A 24,153-nucleotide genomic window follows, 5' to 3' on the forward strand; every position below is an offset into this window, starting at 1 on the left:
TGCCGTCCCGGCTCACGGCGTCGCCGTCCCCGCGCCCGGCCGCGCCGAGAAGCGCCCGGCCTTCGCCAGGACGTCCGGGTCGAACAGCCGCAGCGCCTGCTGGAGGGCGAACTCGGCCATGTACCGGCGGAACGCGTCCTCCGGTTCCTCCGCGAGGTTGAGCATCCGCCGGTTGGCCAGTACGGCCGGGCCGCGCAGCGACCGCAGGGCCCGTTCGACGGCTGCGTCCACCTCCTCGGGTTCGACCACCTCGTCGGCCAGCAGCCGGGCGTCGGGCTCGGCGGCGCGGATGCGGCGGCCGCCGAGCACCAGGGAGCGGGACCGCCGGGCGCCCATCGCCCGGCCGAGGCGGAAGTTGGCCGCGCCGGGCACGATGCCCTCCTGGGCGGCGGGCAGGCTGAAGAACGCGTCCGCGGCGGCGATCACGTGGTCGAACACCAGCAGCAGCTGGGCGCCGCCGCCGATGGCGAAGGTGTCGACGGCCGCGACCCACGGTTTCTCCACCGTCCGGCGGTCCCAGCGCGGACGGCCGTCGGGGTGGGCGGCGGTGCCGCGGCCGGGACCGGCGCCGCCGACCGCACCGGCGCCGGGTCCGTCGACGGGGAGCACCCCGCGGATCAGCTTGTGGATGTAGCCCAGTTCGCGCCGCAGCAGGAAGTCGACCAGGGGGATGCCGCCGCCGTGCAGGCTCCTGAGGTTGATGCCCGCGCTGAACACCCGCCGGCCGGCGTACCGGGGGTGGCTCATGACGCCGCCGCGGAGCAGGCCGACCTCGGTGCCCGGGTCGAGCAGGGTGAGGTCGACGGCGGTCTCCATGTCGTCGACCTGGCGCGGGTCCTCGGCGTTGAGGCAGTCCTCCCGGACCATGGTGAGCCGCGCGGCGCCGTCCGTGCGCTCGATCCGGACCGAGCCGAGGTCGGCGCGGCCGGTGGCGGTGAACTCCGGCAGCAGGGCCAGGGCGCGGCCGGTGGGGCGCAGCATGGCGTCCAGCAGGTGGGGGCCGGCGGTGGGCGAGGTGAGGACGTGCCGGAAGAACAGGCCCTGGTCGATCTCCCGGCCTTCCTTCTCGGCCTGCGGCAGGGCGTGTTCGGCTGCCAGCGCCTCGGCGCCGGGCACCAGTCCGGGGAAGGCGAGGGCGGCGTCGGCGGCGAGTTCGGCGATGCGCGGGTGCCGGGTGCGGCCGGCGGTGAGCTCGTCGTGGACGGCGTCGACGTGGGCCGTCAGGAACAGGTGGCGCAGGCCGCGGGCCTCGTCGTGCGCCCGGGCCGCGGTGGCGCGTTCGGCGGGGGTGCGGTGGCCGGGCGGGGGCAGCGCGGCGAGCCTGCCCTCGCAGCGTTCGGCGGCGAGGGCCAGGGCCTTGCGGGCGGAGGGGAGCCCGCCCCGGACGTCGTGGCGGGCGCTCATGCCGTCCCACCGGCCGCCGTCGTGCCGTCCGCCGTTGTGCCGGCCGCCGTCGTGCCGTCCGCCGTGCGCCGCAGGACCCGGTCGCAGGCGGCCAGGTGCACGCCGAGGGCCTCCTCGAAGGTGGTGGTGCCCGCGTCGAACATCAGCTGGCGGCGGATGGCCAGTTCGGCTCCGGACAGGGCCGTGGGCGGTGCTTCGGGCAGGGTCCCGGACAGCGTCCCGAGCCGTTCCGCGGCGGCCGCCAGTGCGCCGGTCACGTCGTCGGAGACCTCGTCGACCAGGTGGACCGACCGGGCCCGGAAGGCGTCGACCGGCTCGCCGAACAGCAGGGCCCGGCGGACGGTCGCGATGCCCGCGCCCTGGCGCGCGAGCCGGTAGAGCGCCATCCCCGGCCAGGTGCCGCTCGCGCCGCCGCCGGTCACCGGCACGACCAGCCGGGCAGTGGTGGTGGCGATCCGGTAGTCGGCGGCGAGCAGGACGTCCAGGGCGGTGCCGCCGCAGTCGCCGTCCGCCACGGCCAGGGTGAGAGCGGGCAGTCGCTCCAGTAGGCGCAGTCCGCGCTCCCACTTGCTCACCAGGCCGACCGTCAGGCCGTCGGTCCAGCCCGGCCCGGGCGCGCCCGCGACGCGCAGCACCAGCCGGGCGCCCGGGCCGCGTTGGACCCGGTCGCAGGCCTGGGCGACGGCGGCCACGGAGGCCGCCGACAGCGGTCGGCTGCCGTCGATCGCGAGGGTCACCACGTCGGTCCCGTCCATGTCCGCCCCTGTTCCCGTCCCTGTCGGCGCGCCGGTCGGCGCGCCGGTCCGCGTGCCTGCCCCGTCCCGGTCCGCGTGCCTGTCCCTGTCCCGTTCGTCACCACTGCACCAGCGCCGTCTCGATCGTCGAACCCGGGCCCATCGTCATCAGCACGCCGTACTTGCCGGGGCGCACGACCCGTTCGCGCAGTAGGCGTTCGTAGGAGAACAGGAAGGAGCCGCTGGACAGGTTGCCGTAGTCGCGCAGGACGCCGGTGGTGTGGCGGACGTCGTGGCGGGTGAGCCCGAGGTTGAGCCGGACCGCGTCGATGACCTTCTTGCCGCCGGAGTGCACCAGCCACTGGGCGATGTCGCCGCGCCGCAGGCCCGCGCCGGACAGCAGGCCGTCGACGACCCGTTCGGCGTTGGCGCCCACCACGTACGGGATCTCCGGGTCGAGGAAGAAGCTGAACCGAACCTGCTCGTCGTCCCAGTCGTAGCGCATCGCGCCCAGGGCGTCGGTGATGATGCGGCTGGCGAAGGAGAGGATCCGCGGGCCGCGCGGGGCGGCCTCCCCGTCCGGGCCCGCCGCCGGTGCGGCCTCCTCACCCGCGACCACCGCGATCGCGGCCGCGCCGTCGCCGAACAGGCTGTTCACGACGGCTGTGCGCAGGGTGTCGTCGAAGGCGTACGCGGCCGAGCAGGCCTCGGCGCAGACCATCACGGCCACCTGTCCGGGGTGGGCGGCGGCCCACGCGGCGACTGCGTTGAGGGCGTTGAGTCCGGCGTTGCAGCCCATCCCGACGACGTCGACCCGGTGGCAGTCCGGTGCGATTCCGAGCTCGCGGATCAGCAGGGCGGTCAGGCCGGGGGTGAGGTAGCCGGTGGTGGTGACGCAGCACAGGTAGTCGATGTCGCAGAGGCCGAGCCCGGCGTCGGCGAGGCAGTCGAGCAGGGCCCGCGCGCCCATGTCGACGGCCAGCCGGCGGTGCTTGGCGAGCAGTTCGCCCTGGGACTCGGGCAGGCAGCGGCCGCGCTCGTCCCGGGGCGGGAGGGTCAGATGGCGGCGTTCGATGGCGCTGTTCAGGAAGACCGAGCGGACCTTGGGGTCCTCGATCCCGAAGATGTCGAGCAGTTCGCGCTGGGTGTACGACTCGGGCGTCACCGCGGTGCCGACGCCGGTGATGCGCGGCGCGGTCAGGGCGCGGGCCGGGCCGGGGACGGCGGCGGGGGCGGGTCCGGGGCCAGGGCCCTCGTCGGGGCCGGGGGCGCGGGACCAGGTGAGGGAGGAGGGGCGGCTCTGGCAGCGGACGGGGTCGGCGGGCGCCGCCGTGTCGACGGGGGCCCCGACGGTGTCGACGGTGCCGGGGGCGCTGACGGTGCTGAGGGTCATCGGTAGGTCCATCCCCACCGGCGGCGGGTGCCGCGCGGTGTCCGGGGGCTGCGGGTACGGTCCGGGCGTGGTGCGCGGTCACGGTCGGGGCCGGGTGTGCGGTCACGGTCGGAACGGGGTGGGCGGGTACGGTCCGGGCGTGGTGCGCGGTCACGGTCCGGGCGGGACGTGAGGGAACCGTCCGGGCGGGTCGTGCCGGTGCGGGTCGTGGGGGTCAACGGAGCGGCCTCCCTCCACCGGACGCCTCCGCCTCGACGAACCGCGCCAGGCGCGCGATCCCCTCGGCGATGTCGTGCTCGGTGAGGTAACTGGTGGACAGGCGGATGCCGTGGGTCCCGCCGCCGTGCGGGTGGAAGTACGACAGCGGCGTCCAGATCACGCCGTACTGCCGGGCCGAGCGGGCCAGCGCCGCGTTGTCGGCGGCGAACGGTACGTCCAGGGCCAGGAAGAACCCGCCCTCGGGGTGGGTCCAGCGCACCCCGAGGGCTTCCCGGCGCGCGGGCGGGAAGCACTCCGCCAGGCGGCGCAGGGTGGCCCGCATGGTGTCGCCGTAGTAGGCGGAGCTCTCGGCGTTGAGCCGGCCGGTGTGGCCGTCGGCGGCGAGCAGCATCCCCGCCACCACGGCCTGGCCGAGCGGGGAGGTGTTCACCGTGACCATGCTCTTGATCTTGGTGAGTTCGGCGGCGAGCAGCCCGGTGCGTCCCGCCCGGTCGGTCACCGGCTGGTCGGCGACGACGTAGCCGACCCGGGCGCCGGGGAACAGCGTCTTGGCGTACGAGCCGAGGTGGACCACCCGGGGGCCGCGGTGGCCGGCCCGTCGGAGGTCGAGGGCTTTGAGCGTGGGCAGCTGCGCCCCGGGGCTGACCATCCGGTACGGGCTGTCCTCCAGCAGGAGCAGGTCCAACTCGTCGGCCAGGTCGAGGAGTCGGTGCCGGGTCGCGAGCGGCACGGTGGTGCCGCGCGGATTGGCGTGGTCCGGGATCAGGTAGCAGGCCCGCGGCCGGCGGCCCCGGGCGCGCTCGGCGAGCACCGCCTCCCGCAGTGCGGCGCAGTCGAAGCCGCCGTCGCGGTCGTGGACCGGCGCGGTCTCGACGTCGAGCACCCGGGCCGCCCCGGCGATGCCGACGTAGCACGGGCTGGCCACCAGCAGCACGTCCTCCGGCCGGGCGTGCAGCGCGCGCACCGCGAGCAGCATCGCCTCCTGGCAGCCGACCGTCACCACCACGGCCTCCGGGGGGACGTCGATCCCCTCGTCCTTGCGCAGCGAGTCGGCGACCAGCTCCCGGATCCGCCCGGCGGTCGGGCCGTACTGGAACAGCGCGTCGCGGACCTGCCCGGGGGAGGCGCCGGTCTCCGCCAAGTGGTCGAGGTAGCGGCGCAGATGGGCGAAGACCTGCTCGACGTCGAAGAAGCCGTCGTACGGTCGGCCGGGGGCGAAGGAGATCGCCTCCGGGTAGCGCGTGGTGATCTCGTTGAGGAAGTTCATCGTGTCCAGCAGTGGATCCGACACGCTGGCGTGCAGGTCGTCGGTGGTCAACACGTCGTTCGCCTCCCGGAGTTGCCCGGAAGTACGGCGGCGATCCGCTCCAGTACGGCGGCGTCCCCGGCGTACGGGTGGTGCGGCCGGGGCCAGTTGACCACCAGGTCGGTGAACCCGAGGTCGGCGAGGAGGCCCGTCGCGTCCTCGAAGGCGGCCGGGGAGTCGAGGACGCCGCCGACCGTCGCGCCGGTGTGCAGCAGCCGGCGCAGCGTCCCCGGGTCCCGCCCGGCCTCCGCGCAGGCCTCGTCCAGCGCGGTCCGCTGCCGGGCGAGCAGCGGCAGCGCCTCGCGGTACGGCAGGGCGTCGAACCGGCCGGGCGTGCCGTTGGTGATCCAGATGTCGGCGTACCCGGCGGCCAGCCGCATCGCCCGCGGGCCCCCGGCGGCCACCGCGAGGGGGACCCGGGGCCGCCGGACGCAGCCGGGACGCATCCGGGCGCCGTGCGCGCCGTAGTAACGGCCGCTGTGGTCGGTGACCGGCCGGCGCAGCAGCAGGTCGGTGAGGTGGACGAACTCGGCGAAGCGGTCGGCCCGTTCGGCCGCGGGGCGGCCCCGGCCGGTCAGCACGGTGCCGTCGTGGCCGCCCGCGCCCGCGCCGAGCCCGCAGACCATCCGGCCGCCGGAGATGTCGTCGATCGTCATGACCTCCTTGGCGAAGGGGACGGGGTGGCGGAACTCGGGTGTGGCGACCAGCGTGCCCAGCTCGATCCGCGAGGTGACGGCGGCTGCGGCGGCCAGGGTCGGCAGACAGCCGAACCAGGGTTCGTCGCGCAGCCACCGCCAGCTCAGGTGGTCGTGCGTCCAGGCGTGGTCGAAGCCCAACTCCTCGGCCCGGAGCCATCGTTCGCGGGCCTCGGGCCAGCGGTGCTCGGGGAGGATCACGATGCCGACGCGCATGACCGCCCCTCCCGCGGGCGCACGGTGGCCGCGGACCCGGCCGTGCCGGCGGTCGGACGCACGGCCGGACGCACGACCGGGCCCACGGCCGGACGCACGACCGGGCCCACGACCGGACTCACGACCGGGCCCACGGCCGGACGCACGACCGGGCCCACGGCCGGACGCACGACCGGGCTCACGGCCGGACGCCGGTGACGAGCCCGTGTTCGTACGGGAGGTCCGGGACGGTTCCGACGTCCACGAACCCGGCCCGGCCGAGCCAGCGTTCGTAGTCGTCCGCCGGGTAGGCCATCCCCTGGCCGGTGGCCAGCACGTTGAGGTAGAGCGAGAGCCGTGCGCCGTAGAGGCCGCGCTGCTCGTCGTCGGCCGCGTGGTACCCGTACACCGCGACCCTCCCGCCGGGCGGCAGGGCGTCGAAGGCCTTGGTCAGCAGGGCCAGGATCTGGTCGCCGTCGAAGACCTCGAGGCAGTGGCTGAAGAGCACGCACTGCGCGTCGCGCGGGAACGGGTCGAGGAAGATGTCGCCGGGGTGCAGCGCGACCCGGTCGGCGAGCGGCTCGGCCATCCGGCGGCTGCCGATCTCGGCGACGCCCGGCACGTCGAAGACGGTGAACCGCACGCCGGGGTGGGCGGCGGCCAGCGCCTTGGCGGTGGTGCCGTCGCCGCCGCCGACGTCCAGGACGTGCTCGACGCCGGCCAGGTCCAGGTGGTCGACGATCCCGCTCATCGACCGCAGGGTGAACGCGGTCATCGAGCGGTGCAGCACCTCCTGCAGCTCGGGGCGGTGCTCCAGCCGCTGGTAGAGGGTGGGTTCGGAGCCGGGGTACGCGGCGAGCGCGGTGTTCTCGCCGCTGCGCAGGGCCTCGGTGAGGTGTGCGAACGCCGGGTAGTAGATCCGCTGCCAGCCGGCCAGGATGTCCCCCCAGTCGTCCTCGCCGCCGGACGCGAAGAAGTCCTCGGCGACCGGGGTGTTCCGGTACGCGCCGCCGTCGCGCCGGATCAGCTCGGTGGTGCACAGCGCGAACAGCAGCACCCGCAGCTGGTGCGCGGGCAGGCCGAGGGCGGCCCGGACCTCGTCGAAGGAGGACTTCGGGTGCCGCGACAGGTGCGTGAAGACGCCCAGCTCCGCGCCGGCGACGACGGCGTTGAACAGTGCGGGGCCGTTGGCGATCAGGTGGAAGCGCTCCAGCACCCGGTCCCGGTCGTCGGTGCCGTGCGCAGCGCAGGTGTCCCGGGCATCCCCGGTGTCGTGGGGGTCGCGGGTACCGTGGGGGTCGTGGGGGTCTCGGGTGCCGGTCATCCGAGGTAGTCCTCCGGCCCGCCGTCGCGCACGGTGTCGAGGGTGAAGCAGTGGAACCCGCCGCCGAACAGTCGGCGGTGGCGGTGCACCACCGGGACGACGGTGAAGCGGGCCCGTTCCAGGGTGCGGATCAGCTCCGGGCAGGCGGCGTTGACCAGGACGGTCTCCTCGTCCACCGAGAGCACGTTGAGGTCGATGTACTTGCTGGTGAGGATCAGGTCGTCGTCCTCGTACTGCGGGAAGTTGTTCACCTCCGGCACCGGCGGGACGATCAGGTCCCAGGTGCGCAGCGGCTCGGGCAGCAACTCGGCGACCTGCTCATTGCGCACCAGCAGCGTGCCGGGCCGCAGCGCGAGCACCATGCTGTCGATGTGGCTGTCGCTGAGCCGGTGGACGCGGTGGAAGCGGAACCGGCCCTCGAAGTGGCGCTCCAGCCAGTCGACGGCGAGGGCGTGGTTGGCGGTGGAGACGTTGACGACCACGTCGCGGCCGAGCCGCAGGCACTGCGCGCCGTCGAACATCATCTCGAAGCCGACGTCGTACGGGGAGGACCGCGGGTTCCGGACCGGCTCGGTCGGGCCGCCGGCCGAGCTGTCGGCGTAGGACGGGTCGAAGGAGGCGTCCGTCATCAGCGGGCGCGGCATGACCGTCCAGCGGGCGCCGGAGGCGAAGTACTCGGCGAACACCGGGGTGAGCAGCTGGGTCTCGAAGTAGCGGGAGCGGATCATCGGCGGCGTCTCGACGATCTCGTCGCCGAGCACCAGGGTGTTGTCCCGCAGGTTGAGCGGCGGTACGACGGCGGCCGACCACGCCGGGGTGCGCACCTCGACGGTGGCCTTGTCCAGCGGCAGCGGGCGCAGCACCTTCACGCCGAGGGAGCGCAGGGTGGCGGCGATGCCCTCGATGTCCTCGGTGAGCTCGTCGACGTAGCGCTGCTTGATCGGCGACTGGCCGGTGCGGCCGACAGCCCCACCGGCCCCGACAGCCCCACCGGCCCCACCGGCGCCGTCACCGGCGGGCCGGTCGTCGGATCCCGGGGCGGTGAGCCGGGGGTAGTACCACTCGGAACGGACCAGGTTGTCGTGGTGGAAGAGGTCGAAGGAGAGCTCGCGCTCGTGCGAGGTGTAGTTCTCGGCCGAGCCGACGACCACCTCGCGCAGCCTCGACCACTCGTCGTAGCTGTTCAGCGGTGCCATGGTTGATCCTCCGTCGGGTGCGGCGTCAGGCCGCGGTGGGCAGGAACAGGGACTCGACCCGCTCGCGGACGGCCTCGGCGGCCTCGAAGTCCTCGGCGATCGCACAGAACCGCACGGTGCCGTCGGCGTGGCTGAACGCCTTCACCAGGACGACGCCGGTGCGCGTGGTCCGGTCGTAGGCGAGGCCGGCCTCGGCGAGCTTGTCGGCGGCGGCCCGGAACGAGGGCACCGGCCACCTGCAGTACTCCACGAGCACCCGGCTGTCGGCGTAGTCCGGGCCGACCAGCTGGCGGCCGATGACGGTGTAGATGTGCGTGGAGCCGGTGATCCGCCCGTTGTACTCGGTGAACATCACCTCGCCGTCGGCGGTCACGATGGCGTCGGCGCAGAACTGGCCGCGGAAGCCCATCATCCGCAGCGCCTCGCACAACCGGCCGCCGGCGGCGACCAGTTCGGGCAGCGCGCGGGGCGGCAGCGCGGGGGAGGGGATGACCTGGGCGTTGGCGACCGGCGCGGAGAGCATCTCGCCGTGCTCGGAGAAGACCGGGCCGTCGTCGGTGATGACGAACTCCACGAAGATGCCGCGGCTGTCGGGGACGTAGCGCTCGACCACGGCCGGGTAGCGGCTGCCGTTGGTGGCCCAGTCCCAGCGCTCGTCCAGGTAGGCGCGGATCGCGGCGCGGTCGGGGAGGACGAGGACCCGCTCGGCACCGACCGGGCGGTAGCCGTCGACGGGGCTGACGATCTCGTTGCCCAGGCCGCCGCAGGAGTAGTCGCGCTTGACCATCGCCGGGTGGCCCTTGGCGAACAGGCCGGCGATGACCTCCTCCGCGTCGACCCTGTTGGTGCAGACCCCGCCCTCCGGCAGCGGCACGCCGGACCCGGCCGCGACGGCGCGGAAGACCGCCTTGCTGTTGAGGAGCATCCCGCCGCCCTGGCCGACGAAGGCGTGGCCCGGGACGGCCTCCAGGAAGCCGAGCGCGCGGCCCAGTTCGACCACCGAGGCCTCCGGCGTCAGCGGGACGACGGCCTCCACCGGCCGGTCGGCGATGGCCTTGGCGAGGTCCTCGCGGAACCCGGGGTTCGCCAGCCGGTCGGCGGTGAGCAGGTCGGTCCCGGCGGCGCCGGGAGGCGGCACCAGCACCTGGAAGGCGGAGCGCGGGGTGCCGGTCAGGGCGGTGATGTAGTCGACCAGCTCCTCCTCCGGCTCCTGCGGCAGGACGACGATGTCGTCCGGCTGCGCGAACCAGATGAGCAGTTGGGCGGAGGCGGCGGCCGTCTTCAGGTGCGCCTGCGGCAGCAGCACCGGGTCGCCGGCGAGTTCGTCGGTGAAGCAGTTGCCGATCAGCAGCCGGGGCATGGCGGTCTTCCTTCCGGGGAGGTACGTGCGGGACGTGTGCGGCGGGAGAGAGACACGGGCGGGACGCGGGCGGGAGGAGCGGTGCAGGGCGCTGTGCTTCCGGGGGAGACGGGCCGGGGCAGTGGGACGTGGCCCGTGGGCCCGGGGGACTACGGACGGACGTAGACGCCCTGCTCCTCGTACGCCCGGATCCGGGCGCGGTCGCGGTCGACCGTGGCGAGCGACGGCGCGGCGAGGTAGACGTAGCCGGGGACGGTGGCCAGGTCGACGGTCTGCGGCACGGGCTGCCCGGTGGCGAGCGGTGCGCTGAGTTCCACGAAGGACTCCAGTGCGCGGTAGTGCTCCTGCCAGGCGTCCGAACCGGCCACCCCGGCCCGGTGGTTGGACAGGTAGACCTGGCGCAGCTCGTGCGACCAGCGCAGGTCCTCGTCCGGGAAGGCCGCGAAGGCCGCCGGGTCGGTCAGGGCGAGGGCGTACAGGTGGACGTGGGACGTGCCGAGGTACTTCTCGTGCACCCAGGGGTGGATGGAGCCCATCAGCCGGGCGCCGGTCTCGATCAGCACCGGTCCGGCCGGGGTGAGCATCACCTCGCTGTGCGCGGCGCCGTGGGCGATGCCGAGCGCGGTGACGGCCTCCTTGGTGTACGCCACCACCTCCTCGCCCCGCGGGTCGGAGCGCGGGACCGGCTCGTGGTAGTCGTACACCGGCGAGCCGTGCGGGCCCTTGTCCTTGGCACACCTGAGGATCTCGGCGACCTTGTGCACGCCGTCCCGGGAGACGGTGTTGACGATGTACTCGTCGCCCTCCAGGTAGTCCTGGACGAGCACCGCCCGGTTGGGCGCGCCGATGAAGTTCGGCCGGCCGAGGACGTCCCCGGCGGCCTCGCGGACCTCCGTCGCGGTGCCGCAGATCCGCACGCCGTCGGTCGCGGCGCTGGCGAGCGGCTTGACCACGACGGTCGTGCCGCCGTTGGCCGTGAACCAGGCCGCCGCACCGTCGGCGGTGGTGGCGAGCGTGCCGGAGGGGGCGGCCAGCCCGGCCGCGCGCAACAGTTCCGCCATCCGCGCCTTGTCCCGCCTGGCGGGCGCGGTGCGGACGTCGTTGCCGGGCAGGCCGAGCCGGTGGCCCAGGGTGTCGGCGAGGACCACCCCGGACTCGCCGCCCGCGATCACCCGGTCCACCGCCAGCCGGCGCAGCGCCGCCACCGCCTCGTCCTCCGGCAGGTGGCCGAGGTCGACGGCGTAGGCGCCGGGGTCGAAGCCGCGGGTGTAGGAGTCCCGGAACGCCGGCTGGGTGCGCAGGTGGACGCAGTCCACGGCGTGCTCGGCGAGCTGCCGCACCAGGATCCGGGAGGTGGAGAAGCCGTCCACTACGGCGACGCGCATGCGGGCTCCTCCTACGCGGGCGGTGCGGGGCGGTCCGCCGTCACCGGGCGGATGTTCTGGTTGTGGTGCAGCACGTTGTGCGGGTCGTACGTCTCCTTCACGGCGGCCAGCCGCCGGTAGCGGGCGTCCCCGTAGACCTCCCGCACCTTGTCGGCGCGCTCGTCCACCAGGTAGTTGACGTAGCCGCCGGTGTGGCTCCACGGGTCGAGCCGTTCCACGGAGCGCCTGGTCCACGCGATGTTCCCGGCGTCCTCCTGCGGCCCGGTCCACTGGGCGGAGACGGTGTGGATGAACGGCGCGTCCCGGTTGGGGAAGGCGCTGTCCTCGTCGGGGACGTCGGCGATCGCGCCGCGCAGGTACTCGAAGTTGATCGAGGACAGCGGGGAGGGCATCGCGGCCAGCGAGTCGGCCATTTCGACGGTGGCCTGCGGCGGGATGTCGGTGAGGTAGCGGGTCTTGGTGAAGTAGCGGTTGCCGTCCGGCCGTTCGTGGTCGCCGCCGCTCTGCAGCCGCCGGTGGGAGAGCTCTCCGCCGGTCGAGGCGGCGGGGCGCAGCGCGGCGAACAGCGGTTCGGAGGCGGCCTCGGCGCGCCCGGGCGCGCCGAACCACACCGCCGTCAGGTAGAGGGCGGGCCGGCCACGCAGCTCTTCGGGCAGCCAGGTCTCGTGACCTCCGTACTGGCCCGCGACCTTGAGCGCGCCGGCCACGTGCAGGTCCGCCGAGAGCTCGCCCGAGAACGCCCGGTAGTGGGCCAACGCCGTTTCGGCGTCCGCGAGTTCGTACACCGCGGTGCGGCGGTGCACCGGGACGGCCGGCCGCAGCCGCAGTGTGAACCGGGTGACGATGCCGAAGTTCCCGCCGCCGCCGCGCAGTGCCCACAGCAGCTCGTGGTGGTCCCGCTCGGTCGCCTCGACCACCGAGCCGTCGGCCAGCACGACCTGGGCGGCCAGCAGGTGGTCGCAGGTCAGGCCCCAGCGGCGGCTGAGCCAGCCGTACCCGCCGCCGAGCGTGAGCCCGGCCAGGCCGGTGCGCGAGATGATGCCGGTGGGGCAGACCAGCCCGTGCGGCTCGGTCGCCGCGTCGAGGTCGCCGAGCAGGCAGCCGCCCTGCGCCCGGGCGGTCCGGGCGGCCGGGTCGACCTCGATGCCGCGCATCGGGGACAGGTCGATCAGCACGGCGCCGTCGGCCACCGCCGTCCCGGCCACGTTGTGCCCGCCGCCGCGCACCGTCACCGGGAGGCCCGCCCCGGCGGCGAAGCGCAGGCCCCGGCGGACGTCGGCGACCGAGCGGCAGCGGACGATGTGCGCCGGACGGCGGTCGTGCATGCCGTTCCAGACCCGTCGGGCCTGCTCGTAGCCGGGGTTGCCGGGGCGCAGCCAGGTGCCGTCCAGGGCGGGCACGGTGCGGCGCGGGCGCGTGGCGCGTCCGGTGTGCGCGGTCATCGCAGGGTCACCCCGCCCCAGTCGAAGTCGATCTCGTCCAGCGCGCCCAGATCGGTGCAGAGGCGGTGCAGCGCGCTGTAGTCCTGGACGAGCATGGTGCGTCCCTGGTCCTGTTCGACGTCGCGCATCATCTGCTCGCCGCCCGCCACGCCGACCAGTCGGACCACCCGGCGCCAGGTGGTGAAGTCGTTGGCGCCGAACGCGCGCATGCCGTCGCCCACGGCGTCCAGGAAGTAGGCCCGGCGTTCGGTGTCCAGTCCTGCGCAGACCTCCTTGGCGACCTCCGCGGAGATCGAGGAGTGGCAGTACTCGTCGCGGTTGTGCAGGGTCGCGGTGACCCGGTTCACCGGCTGCACGCGGGGGTCGTCGGCGATCAGGCCGAGGTAGGCGTTGATGGACAGCTCCGACACGGTGGCGAAGGCCAGCGTGGTCAGTTCCCGCTGCCAGCGGTGCCCGGCGCCGCTCAGCCGTTCGGCGTGCCGGCGGGCCTTGCGCGCCAACGGCAGTTCGGCCTCCGGGAGGTGCCAGCCGCGCCGGCGCCTGGTCACCGCACTGGCGTTGAGGTGCATGAGGGTGTGGTACTGCTCGTCCACCATGGCCTGGGTCGCGGCCAGGACGGAGGTCTCGGACAGCCCGGTGCCGAAGGCGTCCCGGGCGATCAGCTCGAAGCCCGGGTTCACCACCCGCTGCTCGTTGTCCATCACGTTCTTGTTGAACGCCACCCAGGCCCAGGCGAGCAGCCGGGCCCGCTGCTCCTCGTCGAGCGCGAGGTAGGCGGGGTGGTCGTGGAAGGGCAGCAGGTGTTCGGGGTAGTCCGGCCGCGCGGGCTCGAACAGCTCGTCCAGGTCGGGTTCGTCGCGCTTGACGGTGGCCCGCCGGGCCCAGTTGCCGGCCAGCCGGGCGATGACGGCGTTCTCGACGGGGTCGGCCGGGTCGTGCTCCGGCAGGTGCGGGGCCGGGCCCGGGTGCGGGTGCCGCGGCGGGTGCGCGTACGGCTGTGGCTGTGGCTTTGGGTGGCCGGGGTCGGCGGCCGGAAGGTGGGCCATGGCGTGCGTCCTCTCGGGGAGCCTCCTGGGGGACCGCTGGCGTACCGCGGACCCGTCACCAGGTGCCGGCGAGTACGGCCTTCTCGTACGCCTCGCCGTAACGCCGGTCGGGCCAGGCGTTGTAGGCGAGCAGGAAGAGGTCCCGGTGCCCCTCCTGGCCGCGCGGCGCGGCGATGTCGGTGGCGTAGTGCCGCATCCTCCGGTCGTCGAGGACGACGGCCTCCCCGGGCTGCAGTACCGTCCGCGCGAAGGGCTCGTCGTCGTCCATCGGCATCAACTGGGTCTCGCCGCCGGTGATGTTGGCCCGGCCGATCACGGCGATCACGCTGAAGGTGTGCCCGTCCTGATGCGGTCCTTCCGGCACCGAGACGCCGCGGGTGCTGTCGTCCGAGACGATGCGCCACTGGTGCACGTCGACCTGCCAGGCGGTGGCGGTGTCCAGCGGCACTTCCTCCGCGCCGGCCCGCACCAGGGGGGCGGGGTCGATCCGCAGCGGTTCGAAGTCGCGCAGCTGCCCGCCGGTGACGCCGTTGAACTGGGTCGCCTGGCAGAACGGGCGGTGCGGCAGCAGCTCCAACTGCCAGCCGCCGCCGCTGTCGTGGGCGATCCGGTACTGGGAGAACCGGCGGTGGCGGAACTTGCCGTCGCAGTACCGGTCGAGAGGGAGGGTCGGGAACTCCCGGAGGACGGAGGCGTCCAGCTCCGGGACGGAGAAGAACTGGTAGTGCCGATCGTTGAGCGCCATGCGAAAGCCAGCCATTCTGTGGGGTGTCAGTCGACGCAATGGAGGCCACGAGGGGGGACGCAGGCACACCGGACCCCGAACCGGGCACCGGCCCGGTCGGACGGATCGCTCCTGCGATGACCATCGTCATTCGCGGTGACCGCGGCGTTCAAGCGATCCGGGCTTCCGGATCCGGCATGACGTGATCCGGACACGCCGGGTACGAAGAAGTGGGTGCCCGGCCCGGGGCGACCCGGGGCGGGGCGGGGCGCCGCCCGCAGGACGGGCGGTGGCCCCGTCGAACCGGGCGGGTGCCCGTTCCTCGGCGCCCGCCTGCTGCGTGCTGCCGGCCTGCTCCTCGGCGACGTCCGCTACGGCGATGGTGCTACTCGGAGACGTCCGGTGCGTCGCTGAGCCCCAGGCGCAGGTGCTCGATGTGGTAGACGGCCTGGTCGAGCAGCGCGGCGACGTGGTTGTCGTAGAGCGCGTAGACGACCGAGCGCCCCTGGCGGTGCCCGACCACCAGGCCGAGGTTGCGGAGCAGGCGCAGCTGGTGGGAGCAGGCGGACTGCTCCATCCCGACCTCGGTGGCGAGTTCGGTGGCGGCGCAGGGGCCTTCGCGCAGGCGGGAGAGGATCAGCAGGCGGGAGGGGGTGGCCAGGGCCTGGAGGGTGGTGGCCACCCGGGCAGCGCTGACGGCGTCCAGGCGCGTGTGCGGGACGGCGGTGGCGGGGGCGGCTCCATGACCCATGGCGCCAATACTACAACTCATACATGAAGGGGCGTTCATATGTTCATGTATGGTGGATGGGTCGTTGGCCGCGCCTTGCCCTGAAGGTCCTCTCCGCCATGTCCTCCACCACCCTGACCGAACGCCCCGCACCCCCGGCCGCCCCGCGTCCGGACACCGCGCCCCGGCGGCGCACCCGGGTGCTCTCGCTGCCCGAGGCCCGCTGGGCCGCCGCCGCGACGGTGCTGTTCCTGATCGCCCTGCCGCTCCAACTGGCCGGTGCCCCCGCCTGGGCCTGGGGCCCGCTGTACGCGCTGGCGTACGCGACCGGCGGCTGGGAGCCCGCCTGGGCGGGCCTTCGGGCGTTGCGCGAGAAGACGCTCGACGTCGACCTGCTGATGATCGTCGCCGCGCTCGGCGCCGCCGCCGTCGGGCAGGTCATGGACGGCGCGCTGCTGATCGTCATCTTCGCCACCTCCGGCGCCCTGGAGGCCGTGGCCACCGCCCGGACCGCCGACTCGGTGCGCGGGCTGCTCGACCTCGCCCCCACCACGGCGACCCGGCTGCTGGATGGGGGCACCTCCCGGCCGGAGGCGGGGGGAGGCACCGAGGAGACCGTGCCGACCGGGCAACTGGCCGTCGGCGACACCGTCCTCGTGCGGCCGGGCGAGCGGATCGGTGCCGACGGACGGGTCCTGGACGGGGCGAGCGACGTCGACCAGGCCACCATCACCGGAGAGCCCCTCCCGGTCGCCAAGGCGGCCGGCGACGAGGTGTTCGCCGGCACCCTCAACGGCACCGGCGTGCTGCGGGTGAAGGTCGAACGCGACGCCTCCGACTTCGTGATCGCGCGGATCGTGACGATGGTCGAGGAGGCCTCCGAGACCAAGGCGCCCACCCAGCTGTTCATCGAGAAGGTCGAACAGCGCTACTCGATCGGCATGGTGGCCGCGACCCTCGCCGTCTTCGCCGTGCCGCTCGCCCTCGGCGCCGCGTTCACCGGCTCGCTGCTGCGGGCGATGACCTTCATGATCGTCGCCTCCCCGTGCGCCGTCGTCCTGGCCACCATGCCGCCGCTGCTCTCCGCGATCGCCAACGCCGGACGGCACGGCGTGCTGGTCAAGTCCGCCGTCGTGATGGAGCGCCTCGGGCAGGCCGACGCCGTCGCCCTCGACAAGACCGGCACCCTGACCGAGGGCACACCCCGGGTCAGCGAGATCCACGCGCTGAGCGGCTCGGGCCTCTCCGATGACGGGCTGCTCGCGCTCGCGGCCGCCGCCGAGCACGCCAGTGAGCACCCGCTCGCCCGTGCCGTCGTGGACGCCGCCCGCAGCCGGGGCGTCACCCCGGCCCCCGCCGAGGACTTCGCCTCCGTCCCCGGGGCCGGTGTCACCGCCACCGTCGGCGGCCGGGTCGTCGCCGTCGGCGCGCCCGTGCGGCTGGTCAACGGCCGGACGGACGCCGCCTCGACCGAAGCGGCCGGGCTGGCCGCCGCCCTGGAGGAGGCCGGACGCACCGCCGCCCTGGTCGAGGTGGACGGCGTGCCGGTCGGCGTGCTCGGCCTCGCCGACCGGCTGCGCCCGGACGCCGCCGCCACCGTCGCCGGACTGACCCGGCTCACCGGCCGCGCGCCGGTGCTGCTCACCGGCGACAACCCGGGTGCCGCCGCCCGGGTGGCCGCCGAGGTCGGCATCGCCGAGGTGCGTGCCGGACTGCTGCCGAGGGAGAAGGTCGCCGCCGTCCGGGAGCAGGAGACGGCCGGACGGAAGGTGCTGGTGGTCGGCGACGGCGTCAACGACGCGCCCGCGCTGGCCGCCGCGCACACCGGCGTCGCGATGGGGCGGGCCGGCTCCGACCTGGCCCTGGAGACCGCCGACGCGATCGTGGTGCGCGACGAACTCGCCACCGTCCCGGCCGTGGTGGCGCTCTCCCGGCGGGCGCGCTCCCTCGTCGTGCAGAACCTGGTGATCGCCTCGGTGTTCATCTCGGTCCTCGTCGTCTGGGACCTGACAGCCACTCTGCCGCTGCCGCTCGGCGTGCTCGGCCACGAGGGCTCGACCGTCCTCGTCGGCCTCAACGGGCTGCGACTGCTGCGCGAGGCGGCGTGGACCGACGCCCGTGCGGCGGGCGGGAGCTGAGCGGCCGGCTCAGAGCCCGGCGGCGGCGCCGACGCGCGACCGTGACGGCGGCCCGCAGCGGACCCCGGAGCAAGCGGCGGGGCGCAGCAGGCGGTCAGGTGGCCGGCGATGGCGGCTGCCGGTGGTGGTCGGCAGCGGGGCCAGGACGTCATGGGACGCTCCGGGGCGGCGGATCGGACCCGTGCCAGGCCTTCCGCCCGCACGTTGGCAGCCGGTCCGGCCGTGGGGCCTCGCCCGGTGGAAGGAGCCGCCTCGCCCCGGCGGGGGTTACTCGTTCTCGGTGGAGGTGGAGGCCGAGCCGGTGCCCGCGGCGGAGGAGGACGCGGTCGCTGTGGCCTCCGGGGCGCCGGTGGCCGGTTCCTGGGCCTGGGCCGGGTCCTGGGCCGGTTCCTGGGCCGGGGACTCCATCGCGGTCATCCGCGGGAGCAGGAACAGCACGGCGACCAGGAGGACGAGGAGCAGGGTGCCGCCGACGACGAGCGGGGTCCGGATGTTGGTGACGGAGGCGATCCAGCCGCTGAGGGCGGCGCCGGTCATGATGCCGAGTCGGCTCAGCAGCATGTAGCAGCTGTTGACCCGGCCGAGCAGCTCCTTCGGGACGGCCTGCTGGCGCAGCGAGACCGCCTGGATGTTCCAGGTGACGATGCCGAAGCCGATGACGCCGTACAGCGCGGCGACCTCGAACACCGAGGTGCTGAACGCCATCAGGATCAGCGAGACGCCCATCAGCAGGAAGGAGAGGGCGATCCGGGTGCCGCGGCTGAGCAGCCGGCTGAGCCGGCCGGCCAGGGTGCTCGCGGCGGTGCCGCCGATCGCACCGGCGGCGAGGACGATGCCGTAGGAGGCGGCGGGGGCCTTCACGACCTTCGTGACCATCAGGACCATCATGGTGGTGCCCATGAAGCAGGTCAGCGCGCCGAGGGTGGAGAGGACGGCGAGCATCCGCACCTCGCGGTGGCGGAACAGCCAGTTGACGCCCTCGCGGATCTCGGTGAGCACCGGGCGGCCGGCCCGGGCGCGGGCGGCGGTGGAGCGGCCGGTCGCGGCGACCAGGACGGCGGCGAGCGCGAAGGAGACGCCGTCGACGGTGAACGGGAACCCGGCGGCCACGGCGAACAGGGCCGATCCGAGCAGCGGGCCGATGAGGTTCCCGCCGACGAGCATGTTGGCCTGCATCCGGCCGTTGGCCGCGTCGAGCTGGTCGGGGCGGACCAGCTCGGGGACGGCCGAGGTGGCGGCGTTGGAGAAGACCGTCTCGCCGCAGCCGAGCAGGAAGGCCAGGGCGGCGAGCGCGAGCAGTGGCGGGTCGGCGAAGAAGACCCAGCAGGCGAAGCCCAGGACGACGACGGCGCGCAGGGCGTCGATGGTCCACATCAGCCGTCGCCGGTCGGACCGGTCGGCGAGCACGCCGCCGTACAGTGACATCACCAGGAAGGGCAGCGAGGCGGCGACCGAGACCACCGAGACCGCGCTCGGCGACTCCGAGACCGCCACCGCGAGCAGCGGCAGGGCCGAGTCCCGCATGCCGTCGCCGACCGAGGAGATCGCCGAGGCGGACCACAGCAAGGTGAACTTCCGGCCCAGCTGCGGACGGCTTTTGGATGGCTTCTCGGCCAGGTCTGCTGCGGTCACCGACGCAGTATGTCATGTCCGCGGAGGAACGTTCGGGCGGAATCCGAACTGCCCTGGCTGTCCCGAACTGGGCGTGTCGGCAAGGAAGTCGGGGTCGTCCCGAGCTGTCCGGACTGTCCTGGGGGTTTGCGAACTCTTGACGGGTTTCCCGGCCGGCCGAGCCCGGAGGCGCCCGTGACCGGGGTCGTCGGACCGCCCGCCGGAACAAGGCCCGGAACCACCGGCCGGGCCCGCTCCTCGGGCACCCGTCCGGCGAGCAGTCGGCCGGCCACCGCGCCGCCCGCGAGCGCGCGCCCACCGGGCACCGGGTGGACGGGCCCGGCAGCGTTCTCAGGGCGCGGCCGGTCCGGGCCTCGGGACGGCGGTGACGGACTCGGGGAGCGGGTAGGCGGCGGGGTCGACCGACCCCGGGAGGTCGGTGGCGGGGCGGGCGGGGGCGTTCGGGTCGGGCAGCGACGGCTGGGCGGGCGGGGCCGGGACCTGGCTGAAGGGGACACCGGGCGGCGCCTGGACCGCGGTGGTGCGGCCGGCGGGCACCGGGCCGCGGGCCTGGATCCCGCAGCCGGCGGCGGCCTCCAGGTTCTCCGGGCTCTGCACGGTGGGTTGGTTGCCGCTGAAGCAGTTGTTCGGGTCGACGGAGGCCATGGCGAGGTCGGTGCCGTTGCCGGTGACGCGGTTGCCCTCGACACGGTTGCCGCTCGCCGGGTGGCCGGGGGGGTCGGTGATGACGATGCCGACGGCGCGGTTGCCCTGCACGAGGTTGCGCTGCACCTGGTTCGCCGTGCCGCCGCCGATGCCGATGCCGATGCCGTAACCGCCGTCGGCCTGTTCGGGGGTGTCGGCGGCGTTGTTGTCGGTGACGGCGTTGCCCGCGATGACGGCGCCGTGCTGCGGGGCGAGGGCCTCCAGGTCGTTGGAGTTGACGGTGACGCCGACCCGGTTGCCGGTGACGCGGTTGCCGACGACCGTCAACCCGTCGGAGGCGTTGGTGAGTTCGATGCCGACGGCGTTGCGCTCGACGGTGTTGCCGCGCACCAGGGTGTCGCAGGGCTTGCACTGGCCGACGTAGATGCCGGAGTCGGCCTGCCCGGAGGCGTACGAGTCCTCGATGACGCCGCCGCGCGCGTCGAAGGCGTAGATGCCGTACAGGCCGTTGTCGTAGGCGGTGACGTTGCTCGCGCGGAAGCCCTGGACGACGGGGAAACGGGCGGTGTCCAGCGGGTCGTAGGCGGAGCCGCCGGCGCCGTGCTGCTGCAGCTTCTCGTCGGTGACGCCGGTGAACAGCACGCCGTTGGCCAGGTAGCCGTGGACGGTGAGGTTCTCGACCACCGAGCCGGGGCCGGTGACGGTGATGCCGTTGACGAGGCGCACGCCGCCGTCGAGGACGACGGTGTTGCGGTCGGTGCCGCGCAGCACGATCCGCGGCTTGGTGACCCGGACGCTCTCCCGGTAGGTCCCCGGGGCGACCAGCACCGTGTCACCCTCGCGGGCCACGTCCACGGCCTGCTGGACGGTCGGGAAGTCCTGGGGGACTCGAACGACCGTGCCGTCCGGGTGTTTCGCGTCGGACGAGGCCGAACCGGTGGACGAACAGCCGGAGACGACGAGCGCGGCGGCGGTGAGCAGGGCGGGGACGAAGTTCCGGAACGCCTTTCCCGGTGACGGTGGCGTGGCGGTGTCGAATTGACGTGTCATCACAAGTTGCATAAGGCGTGTTCTATCGTCTCCAATGTCGCCCATGCATGCCGAAACCGGAAAGGCGCAGGACCGACCACGAACTGTCGCGAGCGGTCCGGACCGGAGGGCCCTGCTCGCGGGCGGCGCGGTGCTGGCCGCCGGCGTCGGCGCCGGGATCACCGCGCTGGCCCGCGGCGGTGACGGCCGCCGGGCCGCGGCGCCGCCGCCCGAGCCGTCGGTCCCCTTCCGCGGCGAACGGCAGGCCGGGGTGACGGCCCCGCAGCAGCCGGCCACCCAGCTGGTCGCCCTCGACCTGGCGCCGGCCGTCATCTCCGACGGCCGGACCGCACTGCGCGGCCTGCTGGGGGAGTTGACCCGGGTGCTCGCCGCTGCGGCCGGCGGCACGTCGGCGGACGGGCGGCTGCAGGGCGGCGAACCGGCCCGGCTCACGGGCCTGGTGGGGGTCGGTCCGGGGCTCGCGGGCCGGCTGGGGCTGGACGTTCCGGCGCCGGTCCTGGCGGAGCTGCCGGCCTTCCCGGGGGACCGGCTCGACCCGGCGCGCGGCGGCGGCGACCTGCTGGTGCAGCTGTGCGCGGCGGACCGCTGGCCGCTGTCCGTCGTCGCCGAGCAGGTCGGTGCGGTGGCCGTCGCCGCGGGCGCGTCGGTGCGGTGGACGCAGTCCGGCTTCCTGCCCAGGACGGCCGCGGGCGTCACCCCGAGGAACCTGTTCGGTTTCAAGGACGGCACGGCGAACCCGGACGAGGAGGCCGCCCGGCAGTGGGTCTGGGGCCCGCCGGGACCGCACGAGCACGGCACGGTCCTGGTCTACCGGCGGATCCGGATGGACACCGGCGCCTTCACCGCGCTCCCCGCCGACCGCAGGGACCTCGCCATGGGGCGCCGGGAGGGCGACGGCGCCCCGCTCACCGGCACGGCGGAGCACGACGAACCGGACATCTACGCGAAGAACCACGACGGCTCGTACGTCATCCCGGCCACCGCCCACGTCCGGCTCTCCAGCCCCCGGTTGGACGGCGGCGCCCGGATGCTGCGCCGCGGCTACAGCTACGACGACGGGCCGGGGGACCGGGGCCTGCTGTTCTGCGCCTTCATGCGGGACCCGGCGCTGTTCACCCGGGTGCAGAACCGGCTGGCCGCGCGGGACGCGCTGAACCCGTTCCTGGAACACACGGCGTCGGCGGTGGTGTACGTCCTGCCGGGGGTGGGGGAGGGCGGGGTGCTGGGGGAGGGCTTGTTCGGGTGACGGCACGGCACGCCGTCGGGGCGTGCCGGGGCGTGCTGGTGTCCGAAGCATGCCGGTTCGTGCCGGTTCGGGCCGTGCCGCCGCGGTGGGTGCGGCGGCGGCACGGCCCGGCGGTCACCAGTCGACGGGGATGCGGGCCGGGCTGCGGGTGGTGCCGCCGAGCTGCCAGGCGACGTCCGCGACCGGGGTGGTGAGGCGGAGGCCGGGCAGGGCGGTGGCGAGGCGGTGCAGGGACTCGCGCATCTCCAGCCGGACGCGCCAGGCACCGATGCAGTAGTGCGGGCCGGCGCTGAAGGCGAGGGTGGGGGCGGCGAGGGGGAGGCCGAGGTCGGCGTCGAGGCCCTCGGGGTAGACCTCGGGGTCGCGGTTGGCGCTGCCCAGGCTGACGGCGACGACGGAACCGGCCGGGATGGTGGCGCCGCCGAGCTCGATCGGCGCGGTGGCGCGGCGGATGGTGGCCTCGTCGTCGCCGAGCGGGATGAAGTGGAGCAGGCGTTCGGCGGTGCGTTCGGCGGTGTCGGGGTCGGCGAGCCGCGGCCAGTGCTCGGCGCGTTCGCCGAGCAGGTAGACGAGGGCGTTGCCGAGGGCGCCGGCGACGCTCTCGTTGCCGCTGGCGGTGAGTCCGGCGACGAGGTGGACGAGCGATTCCTCGGGGATGCCGCCGTCGTGGTCGGCGGCCCGGACGAGCCGGCTGACCAGGTCGTCGCCGGGCTCGCGGCGGCGGCGCTCGATCAACTCCGCGGTGAACGCACCGTATTCGGCGAGCGCGTCGGCGTGGTCGGTGGCGATGGTGCCTGCGGTGGTGCTCGCGGTGGTGGAGGCGTCGGTGCTCGCGGTCCCGCTGCCGGTCGTGTTCCCGGGGGCGGGGGTGCCGTCGGCGGGCTCGTCGCCCTGGGCGAGCAGCGCGAGGGTCCAGCGCTGCAGCCGCTCCTCGTCCAGGCTGTCCGGCCCGTTCCCGTCGAGCCCCATCAGCCGGGTGGTGACGGCGAAGGGCACCGGCCGGGCGAACGCGGTGACCAGGTCGGCGGGGGGTCCGGCGGCGACCAGCGCGTCGACGGACTGCTGGACGGCGGCCGCCACCCAGGGCTGCCAGCCGGCGATGGCGCGCGGGGTGAAGGCCCGTTGGACGGTGCCGCGCAGCCGCCGGTGGGCGGGGCCGTCCTGGTTGAACAGGGAGGCCGGGTTGGCGGCCACGTCGGCGGTGGTGCCGGCGGTTCCGACGTCGTGCAGGTCGGCGCGGGTGATCCGGGGGTCGCCGAGGATCTGCCGGACGTCCTGGTAGCGGGTGACCAGCCAGGCGGGGGTGCCGTCGGGGAGGGTGGTCGGGTGGGGCGGAAGGGCGGGGGCGACGGGGAGCCGGTGGAGCGGGGGCAGGGCGGTCCGGGTGTCGGCGGCGGAGTCCATGGGTCCCTTCGAGGGTCGGCGGGGCGGCGCGCTGGGCGGGCCGGCTGGTCGACGGGAGGGAGTCCGAGAGTCAAGCTGTCATATTTTCATAGGGAATTGGACGCTTGTGACGCTTCTCCCGTTGTGCCCGATGGTATGCCCCGCGCCGGACCGTCGGGCACGAACGGTGCGCCCCGCGCCGGATCGACGGGCACGAACGGTCGGAGTGCGCCCAGGACCGCGCCGATGCAGGCGTCGCGCAGCTCGTCGCGGGTGCAGCTCTCCTCGGTCAGCCAGTCGATGACCAGCACCCGGACGAACACCAGCCAACTGCGCAGGACCTGCGAGACGGCCCGCCGCGCGGCCTCGTCCGCGAGCGGGAGCACGCCCAGCAGGCGGCCCCGGAGGGCGTCGAGCTCCTCCGAGATGATCGTCTGGATCACCTGGTCCCCGGCCAGGACGCGGTTGGCGGTGAGGACGGCGTGCCGGTTGGCGATGAAGTAGTCCAGGTGGGCGTCCATGCCCTCGACCAACTGCTCGACCAGGGTGTCGGCGGGATCGAACCGGGACTTGGCGAGCAGCTCGTCGGCCGCCTGCCGGTAGACCTCGGCGAACAGGTCGTGCTTGCTCGGGAAGTGACGGTAGAGCAGGGCGCGCGAGACCCCGGCCCGCTCGGCGACCTCCTCCATCAGCACCTCCTCGTACGGGCGGGCGGCGAAGAGCCGGGCGCCGACGGAGAGCAGCTGGGCGCGTCGCTCGGCGGGGGAGAGGCGGCGGCGTCGTTCCTGGACTGGCATGCGCGCCAGGTTACTTGACACGTGTCTACCGGTGGCCGCTAGCTTGGTAGACGCGTGTCAACCAAGGCGTGCGCCATGCGGGCGTACGTGGTGCGAGCGTGCGCTGTGA

19 protein-coding genes are annotated in these 24,153 nt (G+C 74.4%); 2 read left to right on the plus strand and 17 right to left on the minus strand.

The features are described from left to right. Window positions 1–12: 12 nt before the first annotated feature. From ACFV04_RS11830 to ACFV04_RS11890, 13 genes are all read right to left on the minus strand, one after another. Entirely contained in the window at window positions 13–1,404 is a 1,392-nt protein-coding gene (locus tag ACFV04_RS11830) for an enoyl-CoA hydratase/isomerase family protein (protein ID WP_380338656.1), read from the minus strand. Continuing rightward, entirely contained in the window at window positions 1,401–2,159 is a 759-nt protein-coding gene (gene dpgB / locus ACFV04_RS11835; RefSeq protein ID WP_380528603.1) for an enoyl-CoA-hydratase DpgB, read from the minus strand. The genes ACFV04_RS11830 and dpgB overlap by 4 nt, the downstream gene beginning before the upstream one ends. A 97-nt stretch (window positions 2,160–2,256) precedes the next feature. Next, window positions 2,257–3,531 carry a 3,5-dihydroxyphenylacetyl-CoA synthase DpgA gene (gene dpgA, locus ACFV04_RS11840; RefSeq protein WP_380528605.1) on the minus strand — a complete coding sequence of 425 codons (1,275 nt, stop codon included), beginning with the start codon at window positions 3,529–3,531 and terminating at the stop codon, window positions 2,257–2,259. Window positions 3,532–3,745: 214 nt separating this feature from the next. After that, window positions 3,746–5,017 carry a PLP-dependent aminotransferase family protein gene (locus tag ACFV04_RS11845; protein WP_380338761.1) on the minus strand — a complete coding sequence of 424 codons (1,272 nt, stop codon included), beginning with the start codon at window positions 5,015–5,017 and terminating at the stop codon, window positions 3,746–3,748. A gap of 47 nt (window positions 5,018–5,064) precedes the next feature. Further along, window positions 5,065–5,967, minus strand: a complete 903-nt coding sequence (locus ACFV04_RS11850) for an LLM class flavin-dependent oxidoreductase (RefSeq protein ID WP_380528607.1) — start codon at window positions 5,965–5,967, stop codon at window positions 5,065–5,067. A gap of 178 nt (window positions 5,968–6,145) precedes the next feature. Continuing rightward, complete coding sequence (locus ACFV04_RS11855; protein ID WP_380528609.1) at window positions 6,146–7,270, minus strand: methyltransferase; 1,125 nt, start codon at window positions 7,268–7,270, stop codon at window positions 6,146–6,148. Continuing rightward, window positions 7,267–8,466 (minus strand): glycine amidinotransferase, encoded by a 1,200-nt coding sequence (locus tag ACFV04_RS11860; protein ID WP_380528611.1) that lies wholly within the window; start codon window positions 8,464–8,466, stop codon window positions 7,267–7,269. Before ACFV04_RS11860 ends, ACFV04_RS11855 begins: the two co-directional genes overlap by 4 nt. Window positions 8,467–8,491: 25 nt before the next feature. Beyond that, window positions 8,492–9,826, minus strand: a complete 1,335-nt coding sequence (locus ACFV04_RS11865) for a peptide ligase PGM1-related protein (RefSeq protein ID WP_380338673.1) — start codon at window positions 9,824–9,826, stop codon at window positions 8,492–8,494. Window positions 9,827–9,975: 149 nt separating this feature from the next. Continuing rightward, entirely contained in the window at window positions 9,976–11,211 is a 1,236-nt protein-coding gene (locus tag ACFV04_RS11870) for an ATP-grasp domain-containing protein (RefSeq protein WP_380338676.1), read from the minus strand. Window positions 11,212–11,222: 11 nt separating this feature from the next. Beyond that, window positions 11,223–12,653 (minus strand): FAD-binding oxidoreductase, encoded by a 1,431-nt coding sequence (locus ACFV04_RS11875; RefSeq protein ID WP_380528614.1) that lies wholly within the window; start codon window positions 12,651–12,653, stop codon window positions 11,223–11,225. After that, on the minus strand, window positions 12,650–13,699 hold the full coding sequence (locus ACFV04_RS11880; RefSeq protein WP_380528615.1) for a diiron oxygenase: 1,050 nt from the start codon (window positions 13,697–13,699) through the stop codon (window positions 12,650–12,652). The genes ACFV04_RS11875 and ACFV04_RS11880 overlap by 4 nt, the downstream gene beginning before the upstream one ends. 55 nt (window positions 13,700–13,754) lie before the next feature. Then, complete coding sequence (locus ACFV04_RS11885) at window positions 13,755–14,444, minus strand: 2OG-Fe dioxygenase family protein (RefSeq protein ID WP_380338684.1); 690 nt, start codon at window positions 14,442–14,444, stop codon at window positions 13,755–13,757. A 364-nt stretch (window positions 14,445–14,808) separates the two neighbouring features. Continuing rightward, window positions 14,809–15,174, minus strand: coding sequence for an ArsR/SmtB family transcription factor (locus ACFV04_RS11890; RefSeq protein WP_380338687.1), 366 nt, complete (start codon window positions 15,172–15,174; stop codon window positions 14,809–14,811). A gap of 98 nt (window positions 15,175–15,272) precedes the next feature. Here ACFV04_RS11890 and ACFV04_RS11895 point away from each other — a divergent pair, with 98 nt between their 5' ends. Next, window positions 15,273–17,291, plus strand: coding sequence for a heavy metal translocating P-type ATPase (locus tag ACFV04_RS11895; RefSeq protein ID WP_380528618.1), 2,019 nt, complete (start codon window positions 15,273–15,275; stop codon window positions 17,289–17,291). Between the two features lie 267 nt (window positions 17,292–17,558). Here ACFV04_RS11895 and ACFV04_RS11900 read toward each other — a convergent pair whose 3' ends face one another. Both ACFV04_RS11900 and ACFV04_RS11905 read right to left on the minus strand, forming a co-directional pair. Beyond that, the gene (locus ACFV04_RS11900) at window positions 17,559–18,923 is read right to left on the minus strand and encodes an MFS transporter (RefSeq protein WP_380528620.1); all 1,365 of its coding nucleotides are present in this window, start codon (window positions 18,921–18,923) and stop codon (window positions 17,559–17,561) included. Window positions 18,924–19,253: 330 nt separating this feature from the next. Then, complete coding sequence (locus tag ACFV04_RS11905; protein ID WP_380528622.1) at window positions 19,254–20,618, minus strand: right-handed parallel beta-helix repeat-containing protein; 1,365 nt, start codon at window positions 20,616–20,618, stop codon at window positions 19,254–19,256. A gap of 43 nt (window positions 20,619–20,661) precedes the next feature. Between ACFV04_RS11905 and ACFV04_RS11910 the strand changes: the two genes are divergently transcribed. Next, on the plus strand, window positions 20,662–21,864 hold the full coding sequence (locus tag ACFV04_RS11910; RefSeq protein WP_380528624.1) for a Dyp-type peroxidase: 1,203 nt from the start codon (window positions 20,662–20,664) through the stop codon (window positions 21,862–21,864). 114 nt (window positions 21,865–21,978) lie between these two features. On the opposite strand, the gene ACFV04_RS11915 is transcribed toward ACFV04_RS11910, so the two are convergent. Together ACFV04_RS11915 and ACFV04_RS11920 are read right to left on the minus strand one after the other, a co-directional pair. Then, entirely contained in the window at window positions 21,979–23,268 is a 1,290-nt protein-coding gene (locus tag ACFV04_RS11915) for a cytochrome P450 (protein WP_380528626.1), read from the minus strand. Between the two features lie 86 nt (window positions 23,269–23,354). After that, window positions 23,355–24,044, minus strand: coding sequence for a TetR/AcrR family transcriptional regulator (locus ACFV04_RS11920; protein ID WP_360261998.1), 690 nt, complete (start codon window positions 24,042–24,044; stop codon window positions 23,355–23,357). Between the last annotated feature and the right edge of the window lie 109 nt (window positions 24,045–24,153).

Origin of the sequence: Kitasatospora sp. NPDC059599 (assembly GCF_042735125.1) — a bacterium.
GTDB lineage: Bacteria > Actinomycetota > Actinomycetes > Streptomycetales > Streptomycetaceae > Kitasatospora.